Origin of the sequence: Pantoea sp. Tr-811 (genome assembly GCF_011752535.1) — a bacterium.
GTDB lineage: Bacteria > Pseudomonadota > Gammaproteobacteria > Pseudomonadales > Pseudomonadaceae > Aquipseudomonas.
In genome coordinates, this window is sequence record NZ_VWXJ01000016.1 from 71,137 (window position 1) to 93,951 (window position 22,815).

Annotated in this window: 18 protein-coding genes; 7 read left to right on the forward strand and 11 right to left on the reverse strand. The window is 62.5% G+C overall.

Features of this window, described 5'->3' with window-relative positions; genetic code table 11:
* Window positions 1-40 precede the first annotated feature (40 nt).
* Genes aroQ through F3J44_RS21960 form a run of 6 tightly spaced genes read right to left on the reverse strand, consistent with a single transcriptional unit; the run spans window position 41 to window position 4,333 of the window.
* The gene (aroQ, locus tag F3J44_RS21935; protein WP_167070653.1) at window positions 41-490 is read right to left on the reverse strand and encodes a type II 3-dehydroquinate dehydratase; all 450 of its coding nucleotides are present in this window, start codon (window positions 488-490) and stop codon (window positions 41-43) included.
* A 4-nt stretch (window positions 491-494) separates the two neighbouring features.
* Window positions 495-1,313 carry a shikimate dehydrogenase gene (gene aroE, locus F3J44_RS21940; RefSeq protein ID WP_167276019.1) on the reverse strand — a complete coding sequence of 273 codons (819 nt, stop codon included), beginning with the start codon at window positions 1,311-1,313 and terminating at the stop codon, window positions 495-497.
* Complete coding sequence (locus tag F3J44_RS21945) at window positions 1,310-2,542, reverse strand: CaiB/BaiF CoA-transferase family protein (protein WP_167276021.1); 1,233 nt, start codon at window positions 2,540-2,542, stop codon at window positions 1,310-1,312. The genes aroE and F3J44_RS21945 overlap by 4 nt, the downstream gene beginning before the upstream one ends.
* Window positions 2,539-2,994, reverse strand: a complete 456-nt coding sequence (locus tag F3J44_RS21950; RefSeq protein WP_167070650.1) for a MaoC family dehydratase — start codon at window positions 2,992-2,994, stop codon at window positions 2,539-2,541. The genes F3J44_RS21945 and F3J44_RS21950 overlap by 4 nt, the downstream gene beginning before the upstream one ends.
* Window positions 2,991-3,389, reverse strand: a complete 399-nt coding sequence (locus F3J44_RS21955) for a VOC family protein (protein WP_167276024.1) — start codon at window positions 3,387-3,389, stop codon at window positions 2,991-2,993. The genes F3J44_RS21950 and F3J44_RS21955 overlap by 4 nt, the downstream gene beginning before the upstream one ends.
* Window positions 3,386-4,333 (reverse strand): ketopantoate reductase family protein, encoded by a 948-nt coding sequence (locus F3J44_RS21960; RefSeq protein WP_167276027.1) that lies wholly within the window; start codon window positions 4,331-4,333, stop codon window positions 3,386-3,388. The genes F3J44_RS21955 and F3J44_RS21960 overlap by 4 nt, the downstream gene beginning before the upstream one ends.
* Window positions 4,334-4,426: 93 nt before the next feature.
* On the opposite strand from F3J44_RS21960, the gene F3J44_RS21965 reads away from it, so the two are divergent.
* Window positions 4,427-5,380, forward strand: coding sequence for a LysR family transcriptional regulator (locus F3J44_RS21965; protein ID WP_167070647.1), 954 nt, complete (start codon window positions 4,427-4,429; stop codon window positions 5,378-5,380).
* A gap of 438 nt (window positions 5,381-5,818) precedes the next feature.
* Window positions 5,819-7,969 carry a bifunctional mannitol-1-phosphate dehydrogenase/phosphatase gene (mtlD, locus tag F3J44_RS21970; RefSeq protein ID WP_167276030.1) on the forward strand — a complete coding sequence of 717 codons (2,151 nt, stop codon included), beginning with the start codon at window positions 5,819-5,821 and terminating at the stop codon, window positions 7,967-7,969.
* 8 nt (window positions 7,970-7,977) lie between these two features.
* Here mtlD and F3J44_RS21975 read toward each other — a convergent pair whose 3' ends face one another.
* The 4 genes from F3J44_RS21975 to F3J44_RS21990 form a co-directional block, all read right to left on the reverse strand.
* Window positions 7,978-9,753 (reverse strand): ATP-binding protein, encoded by a 1,776-nt coding sequence (locus tag F3J44_RS21975; RefSeq protein WP_167276032.1) that lies wholly within the window; start codon window positions 9,751-9,753, stop codon window positions 7,978-7,980.
* 105 nt (window positions 9,754-9,858) lie between these two features.
* Complete coding sequence (locus F3J44_RS21980; protein WP_167276035.1) at window positions 9,859-10,386, reverse strand: GNAT family N-acetyltransferase; 528 nt, start codon at window positions 10,384-10,386, stop codon at window positions 9,859-9,861.
* Window positions 10,387-10,597: 211 nt separating this feature from the next.
* The gene (locus F3J44_RS21985; protein WP_167070643.1) at window positions 10,598-11,833 is read right to left on the reverse strand and encodes an SRPBCC family protein; all 1,236 of its coding nucleotides are present in this window, start codon (window positions 11,831-11,833) and stop codon (window positions 10,598-10,600) included.
* An 82-nt stretch (window positions 11,834-11,915) separates the two neighbouring features.
* Window positions 11,916-12,890, reverse strand: coding sequence for a LysR substrate-binding domain-containing protein (locus tag F3J44_RS21990; protein ID WP_167276038.1), 975 nt, complete (start codon window positions 12,888-12,890; stop codon window positions 11,916-11,918).
* A 328-nt stretch (window positions 12,891-13,218) separates the two neighbouring features.
* Between F3J44_RS21990 and F3J44_RS21995 the strand changes: the two genes are divergently transcribed.
* Both F3J44_RS21995 and F3J44_RS22000 read left to right on the forward strand, forming a co-directional pair.
* Complete coding sequence (locus tag F3J44_RS21995; RefSeq protein WP_167276040.1) at window positions 13,219-14,232, forward strand: GlxA family transcriptional regulator; 1,014 nt, start codon at window positions 13,219-13,221, stop codon at window positions 14,230-14,232.
* A 103-nt stretch (window positions 14,233-14,335) separates the two neighbouring features.
* A complete protein-coding gene (locus tag F3J44_RS22000) occupies window positions 14,336-15,673 on the forward strand; it encodes an MFS transporter (RefSeq protein ID WP_167276042.1) in 1,338 nt (445 codons plus the stop codon).
* 410 nt (window positions 15,674-16,083) lie between these two features.
* Here F3J44_RS22000 and F3J44_RS22005 read toward each other — a convergent pair.
* Window positions 16,084-17,615, reverse strand: a protein-coding gene (locus tag F3J44_RS22005) for an IS3 family transposase (protein ID WP_167276044.1) whose coding sequence is annotated in 2 segments (ribosomal slippage) — window positions 16,084-17,156 and window positions 17,156-17,615 — 1,533 coding nt in all. Because the reading frame shifts where the segments join, the coding sequence is not laid out codon by codon here.
* Window positions 17,616-18,070: 455 nt separating this feature from the next.
* Here F3J44_RS22005 and F3J44_RS22010 point away from each other — a divergent pair.
* The 3 genes from F3J44_RS22010 (at window position 18,071) to F3J44_RS22020 (ending at window position 22,815) form a co-directional block, all read left to right on the forward strand.
* Entirely contained in the window at window positions 18,071-19,210 is a 1,140-nt protein-coding gene (locus F3J44_RS22010) for an integrase core domain-containing protein (RefSeq protein WP_205300053.1), read from the forward strand.
* Between the two features lie 560 nt (window positions 19,211-19,770).
* Window positions 19,771-20,709: an AraC family transcriptional regulator gene (locus F3J44_RS30410; protein ID WP_167276049.1), complete on the forward strand. Its 939-nt coding sequence runs from the start codon at window positions 19,771-19,773 to the stop codon at window positions 20,707-20,709.
* A gap of 102 nt (window positions 20,710-20,811) precedes the next feature.
* Window positions 20,812-22,815 (forward strand): TonB-dependent receptor, encoded by a 2,004-nt coding sequence (locus F3J44_RS22020; RefSeq protein ID WP_167276052.1) that lies wholly within the window; start codon window positions 20,812-20,814, stop codon window positions 22,813-22,815.

Here is a 22,815-nt window from a genome sequence, read left to right on the forward strand (position 1 = left end):
CCAACCACCGTGTCGCCTGGTTCGCGGGGCAAGCCCGCTCCTACACGAGCCCTTTGATCATGTTCATCGCCGCACGCAGCGCCAGCAGGTAGGTTTCAACCCCAAACCCGCAGATCTGCCCGCGCACCACGTCGGCGAACACCGAATGATGGCGAAACGGCTCCCTAGCATGGATGTTCGACATGTGCACTTCAACCACCGGCGCCTCAAGAATGGCCAGCGCGTCACGAATGCCGTAGCTGTAATGGGTCCAGGCCCCGGCATTGATCAGCACGGCATCCACCCGTTGCTCATGGGCCAGGTGAATGCGCTCGCACAGGGCGCCTTCGAAGTTGCTGTGGAAGCTCTCGACCCGCGCCCCCAGCGCCTCGCCCAGCGCCAACAAGGCCCCGTCGATGTCGGCCAGGGTGGCCGTGCCGTACTGACGTGGGTCGCGTTTGCCGAACATGTTGTGGTTGATGCCGTGCAGCATCAGCACCGTGGCAACCATGGGCTTACTCCAAGGGAATCGTCAGTTGATCGATCACGGCGCGCGTGCCTGGCCGCACCCCGCGCCACCAGGCAAAGGCTTCTGCCGCCTGCTCCACCAGCATGCCGACACCGTCGGCCAAGCGCACCACGCCCTGCTCCCGGGCCAAGGCCAGGAACGGGGTGAGGCCTTTGCCATAGGCCAACTCGTAGGCCAGGCGTGCCTCGCCCAGCACCGCGCCCGGCAGCGGCGGCAGCTCGCCGGTCAAGCTCGCGGAGGTGGCGTTGACCACGATGTCGAACGCCTGCCCTTGCAGTTCCTCATAACGGCTGATGCGCAGCCGTGGGTGATCGAGTTCGTTGCGCAGGGCCAGCGCCTTGGCCATGTCGCGGTTGGCGATCACCAGCTCGCGTGGGCCTGCCTGCAGGAACGGCAACAACGCCCCGCGCACCGCACCGCCAGCGCCCAGCATCAGCACCCGGCGGTTGCGCAGCGGCTCGCCAAGGTTCTCTTCGATGTCGCGCAGCAAGCCGATGCCATCGAAGTTCTCGGCCACGATGCGGCCGTCCTCGAATTTCAGCGCGTTGGCCGCCCGTGCCAGTTGCGCCCGCTCGCTGCGCCGGTCGGCCAGTTCGAAGGCGCGCAGCTTGAACGGTGCGGTGATGTTCATGCCCAGCCCGCCGCCCTCGCGAAACTGCAGCACCTGGGCCTCGAAACCGTCCAGCGTCCCTTCGATGGCGCCGTACGCCAGCTGCTGGTGGCTGGCCTGGGCGAACAGGCCATGAATCAGCGGTGACTTGGTGTGGTTGATCGGCCGGCCGATCACTGCATAGCGGTCGCTCATCGTGCATCTCCGTGGGTAAACAGCACACCGTCTGCCTGCAGGGCCGTGATTTCTTCAGGGCTCAGGCCCAGGCTGGCGGCGACTTCGGCATTGTGCTGGCCAAGGTCGGGGGCCACTTGGTGAATCGTGGTGTCGCAGCCGGAAAATCGAAACGGCAGGTTGGCCAGGCGCACGCTGCCATAGCGCGGGTGCTGCTGTTCGATCACCATGTTGCGCGCCTGGACCTGCGGGTCGGCCAGCACCTCGTCGATGCGCTGCACCTTGGCGCTGGGAATGTCGATGCCATCGAGCAACGCCAGAATCTCGGCCACCGGGCGCACGCCAACCCAGTCGCGTACCACCGCCAGAATCGCCTCGCGGTGGGCGTTGCGGCCATTGAGGCTGTGGTAGCGGTGGTCGCTGCCGAACCCAGGCGGGCCACCGTTGGCTTCGAGCATGCTGGCAAAGCGTTGCCAGGCATCATCCACCTGGGCGGCGATCACCAGGTCGCCGTCGGCGGCGCGAAACACGCCGTACAGGGTCGAGGTGGGCATGTCGTGGCCGGTTTGCTGCGGCAGCACGGTGCCGCCGGACAGCGTGTAGCACTGCACCGCGTACTCGTGCATCGACACCAGGGTGTCGTACAGGGCCATGTCGATATGCTGGCCACGGCCACTGCTCACCCGGCCCAGCAGCGCCGCATTGACTGCCGCCACCGCATGAATGCCGGTGTACATGTCGCCCAGGGAAATGCGCAGCAACGGCGGCGCTTCTCCGGGCACGCCGACCATCTGCATGATCCCGCTCTTGGCCTCGGCGATCAGCCCGAAACCTGCACGGTGGGCGTCCGGCCCGGTATGGCCGTAGGCGGAGATCGAGCAGTACACCAGGCGCGGGTTGCGCGCCGCAAGCTCGGCGTAGCCCAGGCCCAGCTTGTCCAGTGCGCCGGGGCGGTAGTTCTCGATGAACACATCGGCCGAGTCGGCCAGGCGCTGCATGAAGGCCTTGCCGCGTGGGTCTTTCATGTTCACGCTGACGCCCTGCTTGCCCATGTTCAACTGCAGGAAGTAACCGCTCTGCTGGTCGTCCAGGGTGTAGGCATGCTGGCGGCCGGCATCGCCGCTGCCCGGCCGCTCCACCTTGATCACCTCCGCGCCCAGCGCAGCCAGGCAACGCCCCACGTAAGGCCCGGCAAGGAAATGGCTGTAGTCGATGACGCGGATGCCTGCCAATGGCAATGCCTGCTTCATGCCTGCCCCCTGCGCGGCACCATCAGCCGGTGCTCGCCACGTTGCACGACTTCGCCGTGCTGGTTGATAAGCTCCGACGGCAGCACCACGATGCCCCAGCCCGGGCGGCTGTTGCTCGGGCGCATCGCCCCCACCCGCATGCGTACATGCAGCACGTCGTCGACCTTGATCGGCAGCACGAAGTCCCAGGTCCAGCCCAGCGACATGCCCGGCAGGAAACGGTAGTCGCACTGGGTTTTCAGGCCATCGGCGATCGACAGCCCGAACAGGCCGTGGGCCACCAGGCAACCGAAGTGGCTGGCCTTGGCATAGGCCTCGTCGACGTGCACCGGGGTGTGGTCGCCGGTGAGTTCGGCGTAGGCCAGGATGCGCTCGCGGGTCACGGTGTAGCTCGGGCTGATGCACTCATCGCCCTCGTGGGCATCGTCCCAGTATTTTTCCACCACGCTCATGCCTGCACCTCCTGGCGTGGGTCGATGGCCAGCGCCTGGTGCACGCTGGCAGCCGGCAGCGCCTGGATGAATTCGACTGCCAGGCCATCGGGCAGGCGCAGCCAGTTGCGGCCCTGGGGCATTTCACTGACACCGAAGCGCTGCGCGGCGGCCAACGCCGCTTCCAGGTCTTCGCACATGATGCCCAGGTGCGCCATGCGCCCTTCGGGCCCGGCGAAGTCCGGCTGGTGGATGAACTGCAGGCCGCCGAGCGTCCAATATTGCGCCGGCTGCTCGACGTCGCCTTGCACTTCACGCATGGCCATGCCGCACACTTCGCTGAAGAAACGGATATGCCACTGGATGTCCTTGACCCAGAACGCGACGTGTTCCAGGTACGCTTTTGGCGGGTTCATGGGTGCTCCCTTTTCTGGTGGTCGGCCATGGCGCGCTCGATGCCCTTGATACAGGCCACCAGGGTTGCGTTGACCGGCGTGGCCACGCCGTGGCGCTGGCCCCAGCGCACGACAGAGCCGTTGATGAAGTCGATTTCAGTGATCGAGCCCTTTTCCAGGCTCTGCAGCATCGAGGTGCGAAAGCTTGCCGGCAGGCCTTCGGCGGCCAGTGTCCAGGCCGCTTCGGGGCTGTTCAGGCTCAGGCGAATGCCAGCCTGCCGGGCAACGCTGATGGCCTCGGCCACGGCGGCCTTGGCCGTGCTTTCAAGCAGCGGCTCGCTGTACAGCTGGCCATAGCTGAGCATGGTGATGCCGCTCAAAGCGCCAGTGGCAACGTTGACCAGCAGCTTGTCCCACAGGGTGCCGAGGATGTTGTCACTGGCCGTGGTGGCCAGCCCGGCACCGTTGAAGGCGTCGGCAATGGCCTGCAACCGTGGCGTCAGTTGCCCGTCGAGTTCGCCGATAAAGGTCTGCTTGCCCGCCACGCCAGCGCGGATCGAACCTGGCCCGAGCAGCACGCCGCCGACGTAGGTCTTGCCGGCCAGCACCCGCTCGCGGCCCACCGCCTCGGCCAGGATATCTTCGTGGCCCAGGCCATTTTGCAGTGACAGCACAGAGGTGCGCGGCCCAATCAGCGATGCTGCTCCGGCGATGGCTTCAGCGGTGTGGAACGACTTCACCAGCACCACCACCAGGTCGGCTACGCCAACCGTTTCGGCGCAGGTCGCCGCCTTTACCGCCACCCTGCGCTCGCCGCGCTCGTCCTGCACGTGCAGGCCATGCTGGTTCATCGCCTCGACATGGGCGCGGCCTCGGTTCAACAGCCAGGTTTCATGCCCCGCCTCGCTCAAGGCCGCGCCAATGGCGCAACCCAGGGCGCCGGCGCCCAGAATGCAGATCTTCACGTCGCAAACCTCCTGTGGTGTGCAGCCACCTTATGCAGGAGGTCTTATTTGCGCTATACAATGGCCTCAATACAACTATTGAGATTCGCAATAATGGATGCACGCGAAGCACTGCCCGAACCGAAGCTGCTGCAGCTGTTCGACGTGCTCTACCACTGCCGCAGCGTGACCCGCGCCGCCGAGCAACTGGGGCAGAGCCAACCGACCATCAGCATCTGGCTGGGGCGCCTGCGCGAGCAGCTCAATGACCCGCTGTTCGTGCGCACCCCAGGCGGCATGGCCCCCACGCCTCGGGCCGAGCAGCTGATTGGCCCGTGCCGCGAGGTGCTGGAATCACTGCGCCGGCTGGCCGCCTGGGAGCCGCAGTTCATTGCCGCGACCGCCCAACGGCGCTTGCGCCTGTGCGTAAGCGATGCCAGCCATATCACCTTGCTGCCCAGCCTGCTCAACCACTTGCGCAGCCATGCGCCGGGTATTCGCCTGGAGGCCCTGCGCATCGATGGCAACACCGAGCGCGCGCTGGAATCGGGCGAGGCGGACCTTGCCATCGGCTTCGTGCCCTGGCTGGGCGGCGGCATGTACCAGCAAGTGTTGTTCGAGCAAGACTGGGTGTGCCTGAGCAACCCGCAGCACCCGCGCCTGGGCAAGGGCTTGAACCTGGCGCGCTACCGCGCCGAGGGGCATGTGCAGGTCAGTGCCGGCACCGGGCAGAAGCTGCTGGAGGCGGGGCTGGCGCGGGCCGCGGTCGAGCGCCGGATCATGCTGGAGCTGCCGGGTTTTCTGGGGTTGGGCATGATCATCGGCACCACCGACCTGCTCGCCACGCTGCCCCGGCACATCGGCCAGACGTTGGCCGACATGCATGGGCTCAGGGTGCATGACTGCCCGTTCGAGGTGGAAGGTTTTACCGTCAAGCAGCACTGGCATGCCCGCTATCACCAGGACAGCGGCAACCGCTGGTTGCGCGAGGTGGTGCGCGGGTTGTTTGGCGTTGGTAGGAGCGAGCAAAGCTCGCGATGCGCCCCCACAGGCGGGCTCATGCCTTGAGGCAGATTGCGCTTGTCAGATCGCATCGCGAGCTTTGCTCGCTCCTACGGGCGGTGGCGCGCTGCCCGGCTGCGCCTTGCATCTGCCTGCCCATACGTGCAAGGGTAAAAAAGGAACGTCAGTCACCGGAAAAGGAAGATAAGCACCTTATGCTTGGAATCACACGTATCCATCGCTACGTGCGCCCATTGTCTGCACACCAAGCTGCAGCCAGTGGGCGTGACGTCAACGTCAAACGATGCACCCGCATCAAAGCCACCCTTGCCACCCTCCTCTGCACCCCCCGCGCCGTCCCGCCCTACCTCTGGGTCACCCCCAAGCGCCCCCCTGCCGACCGCATGCCCCCGACCTGACTGCGCACACCGCAGCCATCCCATCTGCCTGGCCGTTAAAGGGCTCAGGGCAGCACGTTACATGCAACACAAGGGGCAACACCGCATGATCTTTTTTCACGGCAAGACCATTCACAGCGCCATCTTCGACATGGATGGCACGATGTTCGACACCGAGCGCCTGCGCTTCAAGACACTGAAACAGGCCTCGCTGGAAATATTCGGCCAGGCCTTGAGCGAGCAGACGCTGATCGGCTCCCTGGGCCTGAGCGCAAAGAAGGCCGAAGCCCTGGCCAAAGCCCACCACGGCGAACACTTCCCCTACGCGGACATTCGCCAGCGCGCCGATGAGCTGGAACTTGAATACGTGCGCAGCCACGGCGTGCCGATCAAGGCTGGCCTGCTGGAAGTGCTCGAACGCCTGCGCAAGTCCGGCCTGACCCTGGCCGTGGCCACCTCCAGCCGCCGCGCCATCGCCGAGGAATACCTGATCAACGCCAACGTGCTCAAGTATTTCGACATCACCGTGTGCGGCGATGAAGTCGGCCAGGGCAAACCCCACCCGGAAATCTTCCAGCGCGCCGCCCGCGCCCTCAATTGCCCGCCCGCCCAGTGTTTCATGGTCGAGGACTCGGAGAATGGCCTGCTCTCGGCGATCCGCGCCGAAGGCCAGGCCATCCTGATCGAGGACATCAAGCCACCGGCCACCGAGGTCAAGGCCGGCGCACTCAAGGCCTACCGCAGCATGCACGCCTTTCTCGCCGACCTCAGCGAATGCGTGCCCGACCTGGGCATGCCGGAACTGGCAGAGCCCTTCCCCTCGTCGTTGAACCAGTTTCGCGTCGGCATCCATGGCTTCGGCGCCATCGGCGGCGGTTACCTGACCCAAGTGCTCTCCCATTGGGACGGCTACACCCGGCCGTGCGAAATCATCGCCGCCACCCGCTCGCGCCTGCTCAGGGAGTCGGTCACCGCCTTCGGCCGCTACAGCGTGCGCTACGGCGCCACCGCCTTCGACCAAACCGTCGACAACGTGCGCATGATCGACATGGACGACGACCAGGCCGTGATCGACATGTACACCGCCGCCGAGGTAATCGGCATGAGCCTGCCCGAGCAGGCCATCGCCCACCAGGCCAAGGTCATTGCCCAAGGGCTGCTGCAACGCTTCGAGCGGCGCGGCCGCGAGCTGACCCTGCTGATCGTGCTGAACAAAATCGGTGGTGCGGCGTTCGTGCGCCGGCAGGTACAAGCGCAATTGGCGCTGTTGTGCCCGCCCGGCATCTGCCAGCAAGTGCTGAAAAAAACCCACTTTGCCGAAACAGTGGTCAGCCGCATCGTTTGCAAGATCAGTAACGAGGCGCTGGTGCGCCAGTTGCGCATCAAGTCGCAGATCTTTCGCAACAGCCTGGAAGACGAACCGGCGGCCCCGGGTAAAACCACCACGCCCGTGCCCGAGTATGAACGCCTGATCGGCCATTTCAGGCCGTTCGCCCAGTCCAGCAGTGCCCTGAGCCAGTTGCACCTGGTTCTGTTCAACAGCGAACCGGACATGCCCCTGTACGTGGAACGCGGCAGCCCCTTGCTGGAACGGCTGCGCCAGGTCAGGACGGTGGCCGACATCACCCAGATCCAGGTGATCAAGAACCGCTTGTGGAATGGCCCCCATGCGATCATTGCCTGGTACGCCAGCGTGCTGGGGCATGCCTGGGTTGGCCAGGGCATGGGCGACGCCCGCGTGAGCGCGCTGGCCGAGCGCCTGATCCACCAGGAAGTCGCGCCCGCGCTGGTGGCCGAGTACCCGCACATGGCCGAGGTGGTGCGCAGTTTCGCCAGCACGTTCCTGGAGCGCTGCAAAACCTCGTTCAAAGACCCCTGCGCCCGGGTCGGGCGTGACCCGCTGCGCAAGTTGCAGCGCCACGAGCGCATCCTCAGCAGCATCGACCTTGCCCGCAAGCACGCCATCCAGGCACCGGCACTGGCCTTCGGCGCGGCCTTGGCGATTCACCATGCCTTGCGCTGCCCTGCCGGCAAGGACCGCGAGGCGCAGCGGATCAAGCAGCTGTACCAGGCCAGTGGCGAGCGCGTCGAAGCGGTGCTGACCTACAGCGGCGATTACAATGGCAAACCCTACCCAGGGCTCGACCCGATTGCAGACAAGCCATTGATCGACGCCATTGCCGCCAGCTTCCAGCGCTTGCAACAAGGCGTCGAGCCGCCGCGAACACGGGCGCAGCCCGTGCCATCAACCGCCTGATTGCACCCTCAGCCAGCCAGCATCTCCCGCACCTGCCCCACCAACGCCTCCAGCGCGAACGGCTTGGTCAACACCCGCATGCCGGCGGGCAGGTGCCCATGGCCGATGGCGGCATTCACCGCATAGCCGGTGATGAACAGCGTGCGCAGCCCCGGCCTGAGCTCGCGCCCGGCGTCGGCCAGCTGACGCCCGTTCATCCCGCCTGGCAGGCCGACATCGGTAATCAGCAGGTCGATCTTCACCCCCGAGCGCAGGATCTGCATGGCCGCCAGGCTGTCAGCCGCCTCCATCAATCCATACCCCAGCCCGGCCAGTGCGTCGTTGAGCAGCATGCGCACGGACGGTTCGTCATCGACGATCAGAATTGCTTCGCTGCCGGGGCTGCCGGTCACCGCCTCGGCCGCGTTGCGCTCCTCGCCCTGCAACAGGTCGCCGTGGTAGCGCGGCAGGTACAGGCTGATGGTGGTGCCCAGGCCAAGCTCGGACTGCATGCGCACCTGCCCGCCTGACTGCTTGGCAAAGCCATAGATCATCGACAGGCCGAGCCCGGTGCCCTGGCCCAGTGGCTTGGTGGTGAAGAACGGGTCGAAGGCCTTGGCCATCACCTCGGCGGACATGCCGGTGCCGGTATCGCTGACGCTCAGGCACAGGTACTCGCCCGGGGGCATCTCCAAGGCTGCAGCGGCGTCCTGGTCCATCCCGCGGTTGCTGGTTTCAAGGGTGATACGGCCCCCCTCGGGCATGGCGTCCCTGGCGTTGATGCACAGGTTCAACAGGGCATTCTCCAACTGGCCGGCATCGACCAGGGCCGGCCACAGGCCCTGCCCGCACAGGGTCTGAAGCTTGATTTCAGGGCCCACGGTACGCCCGATCAACTCAGTCATGCCGTCCATCAGCACGTTGACATCGGTTGGGCGCGGGTCCAGCGTCTGCCTGCGGGAAAACGCCAGCAGTCGGTGCGTAAGGCTGGCGGCGCGGCGGGCGGCGCCTTGGGCGGCGTCCATGTAGCGCTCGACCTCGGCCAAGCGCCCCTGGGCCAGCCGCGCCTGGATCATTTCCAGCGAACCGGAGATACCGGTGAGCAGGTTGTTGAAGTCGTGGGCCAAGCCTCCGGTCAGCTGGCCAACGGCTTCCATCTTGTGCGCCTGGCGCAGTTTCTCCTCGGCTTGCATCAACGCCTGGGTTCGCTCGTCAACGCGCTTTTCCAGGGTATCGTTGAGTACCTGCAAGGCGGCGGTCGCCCGGTCACGCTCCTGCGCGACGGTGCGCCGCTCAGTCACATCGTTGAAGAAAATGGCGATCTGGCGCTCATCCTGCCGCCCGACCTTCACGGCGCGCACATCGAACCAGCGGTCGAAGGTGGTGGCGTAACTCTCGAAGTTGGCAGGTTCCCCGGACTTGGCCACGTGCCCATAAATTTCGAACCAGAACGGCTCAAGGTCGGGGGCGTACTCGGTGACCCACTTGCCTTTCAGGTCGATGCCGGATTCCCTGGCGAAGGCCGGGTTGGCGTCCAGGAAGCGGTAGTCCACGGGGCGATCCTCCTCATCGAACTTCACCTCGACGATGGCAAAGGCCGCCTCGATGGTATTGAGGATGGTGCGAAATAGCTCAAGGCGCTCCTGCAAGCGGGAATCGGCGGCGCCCGGCGCGATGAAGTCGAAATAGCCCAGGCTGGCCGGTGCTTGTTCAACCGATGGGGGTGGAGCAAGTGCCCGCAAGCGCATCACTTCGGCGATGAGCTCGTCACGGGTCAACGTGTTCAGGGAGTCGTCCCGAACCATCGCAGCGTTCCATGAAAGGGGTTGGAAAGAAGCCTGTCGCGGTTTGCAGCCTGTTCAAGATATAGCAGGCCGCTTGCCTGATGAAAACCCCAGGCCAGGGCGCCGTCAGTACGGGGCTTTGCTAACAGCACCAAACAGCAACAGATCCTGGTACTGGCCATCCTTCAAGAAGGCTTGCCGCTTGCAGCCCTCGGCAACCAGCCCTGCATTCTCCAACACACGCGCCGACGCCTCGTTGAAGCCGAAACAGGCACTTTCCACCCGATGCAACTGCAACACCCGAAAACCATGATCGACTACCGCCCTCGCCGCCTCGCTCATGTACCCAGCCCCCCGGTAGCCAGCCCCCATCCAGTAACCAAGGTGCCCACTGCGGTGACGCAGAGACAGTTTGAGATTGATCACACCGATCAAGCCCCCATCGCGCAGCTCAATAGCAAAAACCGGATTGGTTGCGCCGCTCTCGGTGGCCAAGGCGATATAGGCCTGAGCACACGCCAGCGTGTAGGGCGAAGGAAAATTAGCCGTGTGCGCAGCGATCAAAGGGTCGTTTCCCAATTCCGCCAAGCGCGGTGCCTGCTCAGCACGCAAAGGGCACAGCAGCAGGCGTGCAGTACGAATAACGTGGGTCATCAGCCGGCGTCCAAAGCCAACATCTTGCCTGCACGACATGACAATTTTGCCAGCAGCCGCGCCGCGGCCCCTTGTAGGAGCGGGCTTGCCCCGCGAACACCGGCGTAGCCGGTGCCATGCACCGCGTTGTCTGCTTCGCGGGGCAAGCCCGCTCCTACAGGATTTGTGCCATGCAAATGAAACGGCGCCCGAAGGCGCCGTGACGGGAAAATCAACCAACCGATTTCAACAGCGGGCGCCCCTCGATGCGCTCAAGCATGGTCGCGCAATACCAGTCATCGAACTGGCATACCCCATTCTCGGCATTCTCCGAAAACGGCCCCGGCTCGTAGCTGGGCGACGAAACCCCGGCATGGGTGCCCTCCACCAAGCGCCGATCCTGATCGTTGGTGGCCAACCAAACCTTGGTCAGGCGATCAAGGTCATAATCCACACCCTCAACCGCAGACTCCGGCACCAGCCACTTGGTGGTCACCAACGTTTCCCCAGGCCCGATCGGCAACACACGGAAACTCAGTGCATGGTCACCGAGAAAGTGGTTCCAGGTAGACGGATAATTGAAATACAGCAACGCACCGATATCCGCCTCACCGCTCTTGTCCAACCGCCCCGCTACCGCAGGCTTGCCATCCATGGTGTAGCTCACCGCACCGGCAGAAAGCGGAATGCGCGTCATGCGAAAACGCCCCAAGGGGTCCATGTTCAGCCGGCTGGGCATCCCGGCGGCCTCGCAGCGGTCCCAGTGCGCCACCAGTTCCGGGTCGTCATCTCCGCCCACCCCAGCCACCGACAAGTTCTCGACGAAGGAATTGAGCAGTTCAGGGTGGGTGCCGTCGCAGTGGTAGCACTCACGGTTGTTTTCGAAGACCAGCTTCCAGTTACCCTTCTCGATCAGGTTCGACTCGAAAGCCACCTTCGCGTTTTCCAGGAAATGCGGCGCAATGAACGGGCTCACCGCCGCGCGGAAGCTTGAGAAATCAGGTGCCTTTTCCGCCACGCACACATAGATGTACGTGTGCACCACCTCCACATGCACCGTTTTCAGGCCATAGTTCGAGCGGTCGAAGTCAGCCCCCATGTTGCCGGCATAGATCAGGTTGCCGTCGAGCTCGAACGTCCACTTGTGGTAGGGGCACACCAGCTTGGCCACCTTGCCGCTGGCATGCTCGCACACCTTGGCACCGCGGTGCCGGCAAGCGTTGTGGAAGGCCCGTACCTCGCCCTCTTTGCCACGCACCACGGCTACCGGGTAATCCCCGATCTGCAGGGTGAAATACTGGCCGGCCTTGGGAATTTCAAAGGTATGCCCGGCAAATACCCAATCCTTGTGCCAGATATGTTCCAGGTCCTGGCGATATACCTCAGGGTCGAGATAAAGTTCACGCGGCAATACATGACGCGGCTTGCGCTGCTTGATCAGGCTGATAACGGATTCATTACTGTTCATTATTATCCTCCACGCACCGCTAGCCTCATCGCCTGGTGCACTTGACTGAAATATTGTTCTTGTTGGTAGCGGCTCAAGCCGATTAATGCGGTGGCTGGCGCCGGGTAAACTTGGACATCACCCACTCCTTCACCCGCGCGCAGGCCTGTTGGTTCGCCGCGTCTTCCTTGCACGCCAGGTAATGAAGGCTGTTGCGTAGCGTTACATGCTCTGGCACAGGCTTGACCAACTGCCCCGATGCCACCTTGTCCGCCACCAACTGGTCCCAGCCCAAGGCAATACCTTGCCCGGCCAGTGCCATGTTGATGATCAGGGTGTAGTCGTTGGCCTGAAACACGGGCGGGCTGCCGGGCAGTCGTTCATCGATGTCGATATTCTGAAACGCCAGCCAAACCCGCCAGTCAACATGCTCCGCTACCCCTGCGCGGCCATAGGGGCTCAAATCAAGCAGCGCGGCATCCGGCAAGCCTTCCAATGTGGCAACGCCAGGGTGGCGCTTTACATAATCCGCCGAGCACACCGGGTAGATGACATCGTGGCAAAGTGGGAAGGCCTTGTACCCTGCCCCCACGTTGGCAAACTTCGAGATGACGATATCGGGTTCGACCCCCGGCTCTTTCGTCTGGAAGTTCTGCGTGGTGATCACGTTCAACCTGATATCCGGGTGATCGGCAAGAAACGCCTGTATATGCCTGCTCAACCACAAGGCCGAGAACGCCGGCGAGCAGCACACCGTCAGCACTTGCGTGTCCGTGGGCGCGTTGCGAATCCGCTCGGCCGCCTGGGCGATATTCACGAACGATATTTGCGAGGCATCGAAGAAAACCGCGCCCTCGGCCGTCAGCTCCACGGCACGCCCCGCCCGCACGAACAACGGCGCATCCAGGTAGATTTCCAGCTCGCGCACCTGGCGGCTGATCGCAGCCTGGGACACGCACAGCGCCTCGGCGGCGCGGGTGAAACTGGCGTACTTGGCTGCAGCGACAAAGGCCTTCACTGCTCTTAAGGAAGGCATCTTGAGCAACAAGGTGTCTGGGTCAACGTGCCTGTGCGACATACTGCCTACCGTTCTGTAATGCCATCCAAGGCGCTGTGTTACCCCCATACTAGGCAGGGAAAAATTATTGTCATCGGCACAAAAATTCAATGCCGTATAACTTAAAGTTATGCGAAAAATTTGGACTTTCGCCCCACGCTTTCCGTAGCCTGATCAGTAACTTCCGATAACACGAGGTTATGCAAAAACGGCTGAAAATGTCGTTGGCCCCTTCTCATTTCAACGCCGTATTCTTACTTTCAACTGGATGATTACGCCGTGCTCATCCTGCACCGCCTTACTTCAGTGAGTGGCTCAAGCCTTGCGTTTGAACTGCCGGGTGCCCCCAATGAAAACAAGTACAAGAACATTCAACCGCACGTTCGCCGACCGTAACCTGGGGTTCATTCGCCAGGCGCAAACCGAACAACCGGCCTCGCGGGTAGGCTTCCTGCTGCTGGAGCATTTCTCGTTGCCCAGTTTCACCCAGGCACTGGATGTACTGGTTACCGCCAACCTGATCGCGCCGGGCAGTGTTCGGGTGCATACCTTCAGCCATAACCATGCCGAGGTGATGAGCGACCTGGGTATTCCCATCAGGCCCGATACGCCGTTGACCGACATCCGCTTGGCCGACCTCGACTTCCTGGTGCTCTGCGGTGGATTGCGGGCGGCCAGAACGGTGCCGGGCTGGTTGGCGGCGCTGCTGAGGAAAATCGCCAGGCTGCCGATCACCCTCGGTGGCCTGTGGAACGGCGCCTGGTACCTGGGCGCGGCGGGCCTGCTGGACGGCTACCGCTGCGCCATCCATGCCGAGCAACGCACGGCACTGGCCGAGCGCGTGCCCCACGCCAACGTCTGCCACGACGCACTGGCCTTCGACCGCGACCGGGTCACCTCGGCCAGCCCCAGCGGCGCCTTCGACATGATGATTCGCTGGCTGGGCCATGGCCTGGGCGCACAGCTTGCAGGGGCGGTGCTCGACACCCTCGACGGCGACCAGAACAAGCACCGCAGCGTACACAAGCCGCAGCAACCCAAGGTCAGCAAGCCGCTGCGCGAAGTCATTGGGCTGATGGAGGCGAATCTGGAGGAGCCCTTGAACCCGGTGCAGCTGGCCCAGGCCGTGGGGCTGTCGATTCGCCAAGTCCAGCGCTTGTTCAAGGACCAACTGAACACCACCCCGCAAAAATACTACTTCCAGCTGAGAATCACCGAGGCCAGGCGCCTGATACAGAACTCCAGCGCCTCGATCTTCGATGTGTCCATTGCTTGCGGTTTCGTTTCCTGCACGCATTTCAGCCGGTCTTACCGGGCCTTTTTCGGGCACCCGCCTTCCCAAGAAATTCGCCATGAACTCTGAGCCATGGCAGGGGCCCGACAGGCTCACGTCCAGCAGCATCCAATGATAAAAACAATGTGGAGATGTACTTGTGTCCAACCCAGCGTCGCCGCCTGTAAAGGCCATGTCCGACAAACAACGTAAATTCATCCTGAAGCTGACCGTGCTGATTTCAGGCGGCATGTTGATCGATGGTTTCATTCTCGGGGCCATCGGCATCGTGATGCCGGCGATCACCCACAGCTTGCAACTCTCACTGGCCTGGCAGGGGCTGATCGGCGCCTCGGCCCTGATTGGCATTTTCCTTGGTGGGCCACTGGGGGGGTACCTGGCGGACAAGATCGGCCGCAAGCCGATGTTCACGGTGGACCTGGCGATCTTTCTGCTGGGTTCGGTGCTGCAGTTCTTCGTCACGGAAGCCTGGCAGCTGTTCGCCGTGCGCCTGGTGATGGGCATTGCCATCGGCGCCGACTACGCCATTGGCTGGCCCTTGCTCGCCGAGTTCGCGCCGGCCCGCCTGCGCGGCAAGCTGCTGTGCGTGCAGGAGGTTGGCTGGTATGTGGGCTACCTGGCGTCCTATGCCATTGGCTGGGCGTTGACGGTATCGAACAGCGCGAACTGGAACGTGATTCTGGGGCTGAGCACCCTTCCGACCGTGATCGTGCTGCTTGCCCGGCTGGGCACGCCAGAATCGCCGCGCTGGCTGATGAGCAAAGGGCGAACCGAGGAGGCGCTGGCCCTTGCCGAGCAGTACATGTCACCTGAAGAACGCGCGGACCTGGGCTCGACACAGGTAGGCCGCACGCTTGGGTTTGCCAGCCTGTTCTCCCCGGCGTACGCCAAGGCCACGGTCTTCGTCTCGGTGTTCTGGATTTGCCTGGTGACGCCGTACTTCGCCATTGGCACCTTCGTGCCCACCGTGCTCGAACAACTGGGCCTGGAAGACGGCCTGACCGGCGGGCTTGCGATCAACGCAATCGCCGTGGGCGGCACTCTGATTGCGGTGGCCCTGATCGAAAAAGTCGGGCGGCGCAAGCTGGCGATACCGCCGTTTGCCCTTGCCACATTGGCGTTGTTCATCGTCGCGTTTTTCTGGAATGTATCGCCGCTGGTGACGGTGGGCTGCTTCCTGGTCTTCTCCCTGGCCAACGCGGTGTCCACGACGCTGACCGGGGTTTACCCGGGCGAGGTGTTCCCAACCGAAATCCGCGGCGTGGGCGTGGGTTTTGCCACTGCGGCATCGCGTGTCGGGGCGGCGGCAGGTACCTTCCTTCTGCCGCTGTGCCTGGAGGCCTATGGCGTCACCACGACGGTGCTGATTGCAGGGGGCATCAGCCTATTCGGGGTGATCGTCACCTACTTCCTGGCCCCGGAAACCAAAGGCAAGCTGCTCAGCGAAACCTCCGCACCGAGCGCCGCTGGCAGCACCCGTGAACACGGGCGAAGAATGGCCCGGACCTAAGGGTTTGCGCCAGCCCGGTAGGAGCGAGCGCAGCTCGCGAACACCGGCAAAGCCGGTGCCATCCACCGCGGTGCTTGCTTCGCGGGTCAAGCCCGCTCTTACAGGATTAAATTTGCTTTTGCTTTTGCTTTTGCTTTTGCTTTTGCTTTTGCTTCTAAGCGCACGGTAGTTCAGCAGACGCAGATTGCGACCTCAGGAGGCCGAACGGAGGTCTTGCGGAGGGAGGTGACGGGCATGGATGCCCGTCAAGCGCTGGGCCCCAGGATGGGGCCTGCAGCGCGGTCCTCCCGGGAGCAAGGCCGGAGTGAGGGGACCCCGGAGCGCAGCGCAGGGGCCGTATGTGGGAGCCAGCGTTTTTTGGTTACTTTTTGTCGCGTTCGGTGCGTGTCAATGTACCTGTCGCCTTAACTTCAGCCAGCTATGGCAACGCCAGCTTCCGGGCGCTCCGGATTCAAGTAAACAGCATCTGCAAGTCGCCAATTTCGCGTCTGACCGCTCCAGCGTGTCGGATTAGCTGCTTTGGCAGACAAATACAATGCCGCTCGCGCCTGTAGCAACGCAGTCGCTCTGCCTTCGTGACGCTCGTTGGGCGTGACGTATCGCAGGGCACTGTGCCGGTGCTCCTCGTTGTACCACTCGACAAATTTCTGTACCCAGAGTCTCGCTTCCGTAAGGCTGTCGAACGGACGATCTGGCCACAGTGGGCAGTACTTCGCAGTGCGGAAGAGTGTTTCCGCATAAGCATTATCATTGCTCACCCGCGGACGACTGAACGAAGGCTTAACACCCAGCGAAACCATTTGTTCGCGTAACAGTGAGCCCCTCATCACAAGGCCGTTGTCAGAGTGCAGTACCAAAGGGCGACCCGCTGTTCGCTCACGCAAACACCCTTTCTCAAGCAGCACACAGGCGTTCTCAGCACATTCGGATTCATGGACTTCGTTAACTACAAGCTTGCGGCTGTAGATGTCTTTGACCATGTACCAGTAGTAGAAACGCCCCTTGATCGTGGTTGGCAACCATGTGATGTCCCAGCACCACACCTGGTTCGGGCCATCCGCTCGATGCGTAGTCAAGATTCGGCGCTTCGGGGCTTTAGCCCGGCCTCGGCGCACATTTTGATTCGCCTCTTTAAGCACTCGATAGAAAGTCGATTCCGATGCCAGGTAAATGCCTTCATCCGCTAACTTGGGCACGATTTGATGTGGCGTCAGACTGGCATAGCCTGGCTGATTTGCTGCAGCTAATACTGCCTGTCGCTCCGCCACACTTAGCTTGTTCGGTGGTGCCTTGCGTTGGACTGTCTGACGCCTATCACCGTTGCTATGGCGCCAGCGCTGGATCGTTCGAAGGCACAGCCCTAGCTCGCGGCACGCATGGGATTTTCTTGCCCCCGCTTCGACAGCTTCGGCTATCAAACCTAGTGCCTGCATGCGATCTGAGGAACTGATCAGTCTTCCTTGTCCTTGCCCCAGATCGCATTGGCTTTTTTTCGCAATTCCAGTAAAGCCTCCGCCTCTTTGCGACCAGCATCAGACTTCGATAACTGACGTTCTAGTTCTTTGATGCGCCTATGTTCTGCAGTTTTCTTGGTACAAGGTTGGGGCTCTGCTACCTCGTTGGCGTTTTGGCAAGCCAAACGCCATTGTTGGATCTGCTCAGGGAATATCCCTTTCATGCGGCAATACTGAGAGATTTCGATCTCACTCAAGGGAGCTGTCTCCATGACAGCATTGAATTTGTCGGCGCTGGACCATTGATCGCTGGTCTTGTTGTTACCAGGGACGATCAACCCTTTATCTCTAGCCATTTGTCTCCAGTTTCGCAGGGACTGCGGAGTAACGCCGATTGCAACGGCAAGCTCCGCCACAGAACGGTTCAGAGGCGGCATCATTTGCTGAACAGCCCAGTCTCTGAACTCAGAGTCATAACGCTTTTTCATTACCTTGCACCTTCGCCCCCTTGGAGGATTGAGTCAATCAATAGAGGCGACAGGTAGCCTGACACGGGGGGCGTTTGACAAAAAGTGACCCGCCGTAAGGGCGGAAAGGTGACTGTGCGCCGCCATCGCCAATGAATGTTGGCTTCATTCGATAAGCAAAAGATCGAAAGATCAAAAGATCAAAAGATCAAAAGATCAAAAACCTGGATCGCGCCGGTTTTGATTCACGCGAGTCATTCATTTGCGATGGCGACGCTTATTCACCTTTTCGCCCTTACGGAGAGTCACTTTTTGTCAGACGCGACAAAAAGTAACCAAAAAACGCTGGCTGGTATGACTCACCCTCATGGGTTACAAATCAGTTCACGCACATAGGTAACAGTCTTTAACTGGCAAGGTCGGTTTTCGAGGATCTGACCATGCCGTGGCGAGAGCTAACACCTATGGACCTGAAAATGCTTTTCATCGCCGACTACCTACAGGGGCCACCTAGCTTCAGCGCCCTGTGTGAGGCCTACGAGATCAGTCGAAAGACTGGCTACAAATGGGTCGAGCGATACGAGAAAGAGGGCCCCGCAGGCTTGGAGGAGCGCAGCCGGCGTCGGTTGACCCAGGAATGGGTTGTGCCCGTCGCGGTCCGCGAGGCCATTGTCGAATTACGCGGCCAGGGTGAGACGGTGCCTGGGCCGAAGAAAATCCAGGTAGCGTTGCAGGAGCGCTTTCCTGATCAGGCGCCCCCCTCAAAGACCGCGATCTACAACATCCTCAAGAAAGCCGAACTGATCAAGCCGCGGCGTTTACGTCAGCGCGTGGCCATCTATCCCAAGCCACTGGAGAAAGCGGAATCGCCCAATCAGCTGTTCAGTGCCGACTACAAGGGGCAGTTCCTCACAGGAGCAGGTGTCTGGTGCTATCCGTTGACGATCATGGATCACGCCAGTCGCTTCTTGCTTGCGTGTCACAGTATGGCTAACACGAACTTCCTGGAAACGCAGGCAGTGTTCACCGAAGTATTCCGTGAAAATGGCCTGCCTGAGCGTATCCGCACCGACAATGGCGTACCGTTCGCCAGCAAGGGACGCGCAGGCCTTTCCCAACTGTCGATCTGGTGGTTGCGTTTGGGCATCATTCCCGAGCGCATTGCACCAGGCAGGCCTGAACAGAATGGCCGGCACGAGCGTATGCACCGGACACTCAAGAGCACGCTTCCCTCACCGCCGGCAGTGGCATGGGAGGCTCAACAACGGCACTTTGATCGATTTCGGCAGCATTACAATTACGAGCGGTTGCACGAGGCGTTGAAACAAAGAACACCGGCGTCCTGTTATCAAGCTTCGCCGCGCCCATTCCCTGAAAAGCTGCCTGAGATGACTTATCCCAGCCATGTCGAGAGCTTGTCAGCTGACAGCTGCGGCATCGTCAATCGCTGTGGTTTGAGGATCTATGTAGGGTACGTGTTGAAGCACCAGACCATTGGGCTGGAGCAAATTGGAGAGGGGGTGTGGGATGTTATTGTCGGTCCCATCATCCTCGGTAGGATTGATGCGCGTGATGCCGTTGATGGCTATGTGACGCTCAAGGTGTCACCTATGTGAGTGAACTTTTATGTAACCCATGTGAGTGACCCGTACAGGCTCCCACATCCGGCCCCTACGCTGCGCTTCGGGGTTCCCTCGCTCCGGCCTTGCTCCCGGGAGGACCGCGCTGCAGGCCCCATCCTGGGGCCCAGCGCTTGACGGGCATCCATGCCCGTCACCTCCCTCCGCAAGGCCTACGCTCGGCCTCCTAAGGTCGCAATCTGCGTTTGCTGAGCTACCGTGCGCTTAGAAGCAAAAGCGAAAGCAAAAGCGAATTTAATCCTGTAGGAGCGGGCTTGACCCGCGAAGCAAGCACCGCGGTGCATGGCACCGGCTGCGCCGGTGTTCGCGGGGCAAGCCCGCTCCTACACGGGATTGCGGCGCGATTGCGGGCAATGGTCCCTGTGCGACAGCGCAGCCCTGCGGGCTGGCAGATCGCCTACAAACGCTTACACAACGCTAATCATTATCATTTACAATTTGTAAAAAATCCCTATCCTTGATGCGTGCCCCAAGGCCTTGGATGGCCTATTTCACCCACCGGGTACATCAGCGCTTTGGTTTCTGGGAGATAGATTGTGCCGACCCCATCTTGCCCCCCCGCAGATTCACCGTTCAACGATATCGACCCCGGCTACGCCCGCTTCGACCTGCCCCGCCACCACGGCAGCGGCTGGACCGACCTGCACCGCATCGCCCATGGCATCACCCTCGCCCGCGGCCAATACGACTTCACCGGCACCTTCGAAGACCACTACGTACAGCCCCCCGAATGCCTGACCATCAAGATCATGGTCGCCGGCGAGCTGCACCTGCAGGTGCCCGAGCAGCGCAAGCCCACGGTCTACCGCGGTGCCGGGGTAATGCTCCGCCAGGCCAGCGAACAACAAACCTTCAACCGCGAGATGGTCGGCCATTTCAGCGGTGTCTCCATCGAAGTGCCTACCCCACTGCTGGAACAGCTATTCGAAGACCAAGCCGAAACCATCGGCGGCCCGCACGGCACCGAATTGCTGCTCGACAGCGAACACCTGTGCCACAACCTGGGCATGGCCACCGCCAGTACCCTGCTCACCAGCGCCATGCACACCACCGTCGGGCGCCTGCATGCCGAAGCCGCCGCGCTGCAGATGCTCGCCCAGTTGATCGACCACAAGCCCTGGCGCCAGGGCCCGAAACTGCCCCTGCGCCAGCGAGTAGCGGTGCAGGATGCACGGGATATCCTTCACGACGAATTCGCCCACAGCCATTCCATCGCCTCCCTCGCCAGGCGCGTGGGCATCAACGAGTGCTACCTGAAGTCGGCCTTCAAGGCCGCCACCGGCCAAACCATCGCCCAGTACCTGCGCGGGGTGCGCATGCAGCAGGCGCGCGCGCTGCTCGAAGCGGGCGAATGCAGCGTGCTGCAGGCCTGCGAGTTCGTCGGCTACTCCAACCCCGGCCAGTTCGCCGCCGCCTTCCGGCGCATCCACGGGGTGACCCCGGCCAGCGTCAAAGGCGTCAAGGACGCCCCCTAAGATGAAGTTTTCCCGATCGGGACCGTAAATTCCCGAATGGGGTAGATCGCCGCCGCCCAGATAATAATCATTCTTATTATCAAAAATAGACGATCTGCCAACATGAAAAAAACCACGTTCCTGCCCTACCCGCTGTCGCTGCTCACCCTGGCCCTGGCCGCTCCGGTGCATGCCGACACCACCACCAACAGCGTCGAACTGCCCGCCGTGACCGTCAAGGCCACCAAGCGCGATCAGCCCCTGCAGGACATCGCCGGCGCGGCCGACGTGGCCACCGCCGACGAAATCCTGCCGCGCGGCCTGCACCGGGTCGACCAGCTCGACCGGGTGTTCACCGACGTGAACATTCGCCAACGTTCCTCCCGCGCGTTCGACAACTTCACCATCCGCGGCCAGTCCTCGCCAGACTTCTACAACCCCGCCGCGCAGCTGCTGATCGACGGCCTGCCGCAAGACCAGGCGCTGCTCTCGCAGCTGCTGCCCCAGGGCCTTGAGCAGGTGGAAATCCTCTACGGCCCGCAAGGCACCCTGTACGGGCGCGGCGCCGTCGGTGGCGTGGTCAACGTGGTCACGCGCAAGCCAGACGACCAGGCCCGCCTGGACGCCACCGTCGATGCCAACAAACGCGGCCAAGGCGTGCAACTGATGGCCAGCGGGCCGCTGGTACCCGGTGCGCTGTTCGGTGACATCGCCGTCGGCACCCGCGACGACCGCGGCGAACTCAAGGACATGTACACCGGCTCCCGCCTGGGCGACAACGACGACAGCAATGGCCGCGTGCGCCTGCGCTACGCCCCCGACGGCAGCCCGCTGGACGTGATGGTCACTGCCGCCCGCGACGTCACCCACTCCGACGAGGAATATTTCATCGTCAACGGCAACAAAGACGCGCGCCGCGTGCTGCCCATGGCCTCGCACTACCGCCTGGCCACCAACAGCTACGGCCTGCACGTGGACTACGACCTGGGCCCGATGGTGCTCAGCGCCCTCACCGGCTACCAAACCCGCGACAACGAACGCACCGTGTTCGGCAGCTACACCCCCGAGCAACAACGCACCATCTCCCAGGAACTGCGCCTGGCCTCGCGCCAGGCACCGGGCAACACCTTCGACTTCGTCACCGGGCTGTACGCCGAAGACCTCGACTTCAAGCGCCAGATCCCGCTGTACGCGCTGGACTCGCACCAGGACATCCGCTCCTACGCCGCCTACGGCGAGCTGACCTGGCACGCCACCGACCGCCTGGACATCACCCCCGGCATCCGCTTCGAGCAACAGCGCACCGACGTCGACACGCGCTTTGCCGCACTGTCGATGGACAACGACAAACGCGACAACGCCACCTCGCCCAAGCTTGGCATCAACTACAAGCTCACCGATGACGTGTCGGTGTACGCCCTGTTCAGTACCGGCTTCAAGGCCGGCGGCTTCACCCGCGCGGTCACCCCGCAAAACATCGACTTCAGCTATTCGCCGCAAAAAGCGCGCAACTACGAAGTGGGCTTCAAGGCCAACCTGTTCGACAACAGCCTGGAACTGGCCGGCGCCGCCTACCTGATGAAAATCAAGGACTACCAGCTGTCGGTAGGCCCGGTCGAAGGCCAGTACCTGCAGAACGTGGGCGATGCCCGCACCCGCGGCGCCAGCCTGACCGCCAAGTGGCAGGCCACCGAAGCCCTGCGGGTCAAGGCCGGGGTGGCGGTGAACAAGTCCGAGTTCCGCCACTACCAGGACCCGACCGGCGCCTCCAGCAACGACCTGTCGGGCAACATCCTGCCCTACGCCCCACGCAGCACCGCCAACCTCGCCGCCGAGTACGCCTTCGAACTGGGTAACGGCATGGCGCTGATCCCCCACGTGGGCGTGTCGTACATCGGCAAAACCTATTTCGACGAAGCCAACACCATGGTCCAGGGCGGCTACTCGCTGCTCGACGCGGGCGTGTCGTGGCAGGTGAACCGCAACCTGTCCGCCGACTTCTACGTCGACAACCTCGCCGACAAAACCTATGCCGTGTACGCCTTCGACGCCGGTGCGCCAATCGGCACTGCCTACCAGGTGGGTGAAGGCCGCCTGGCGGGCGTGCGCCTGAACCTGAGCTTCTGA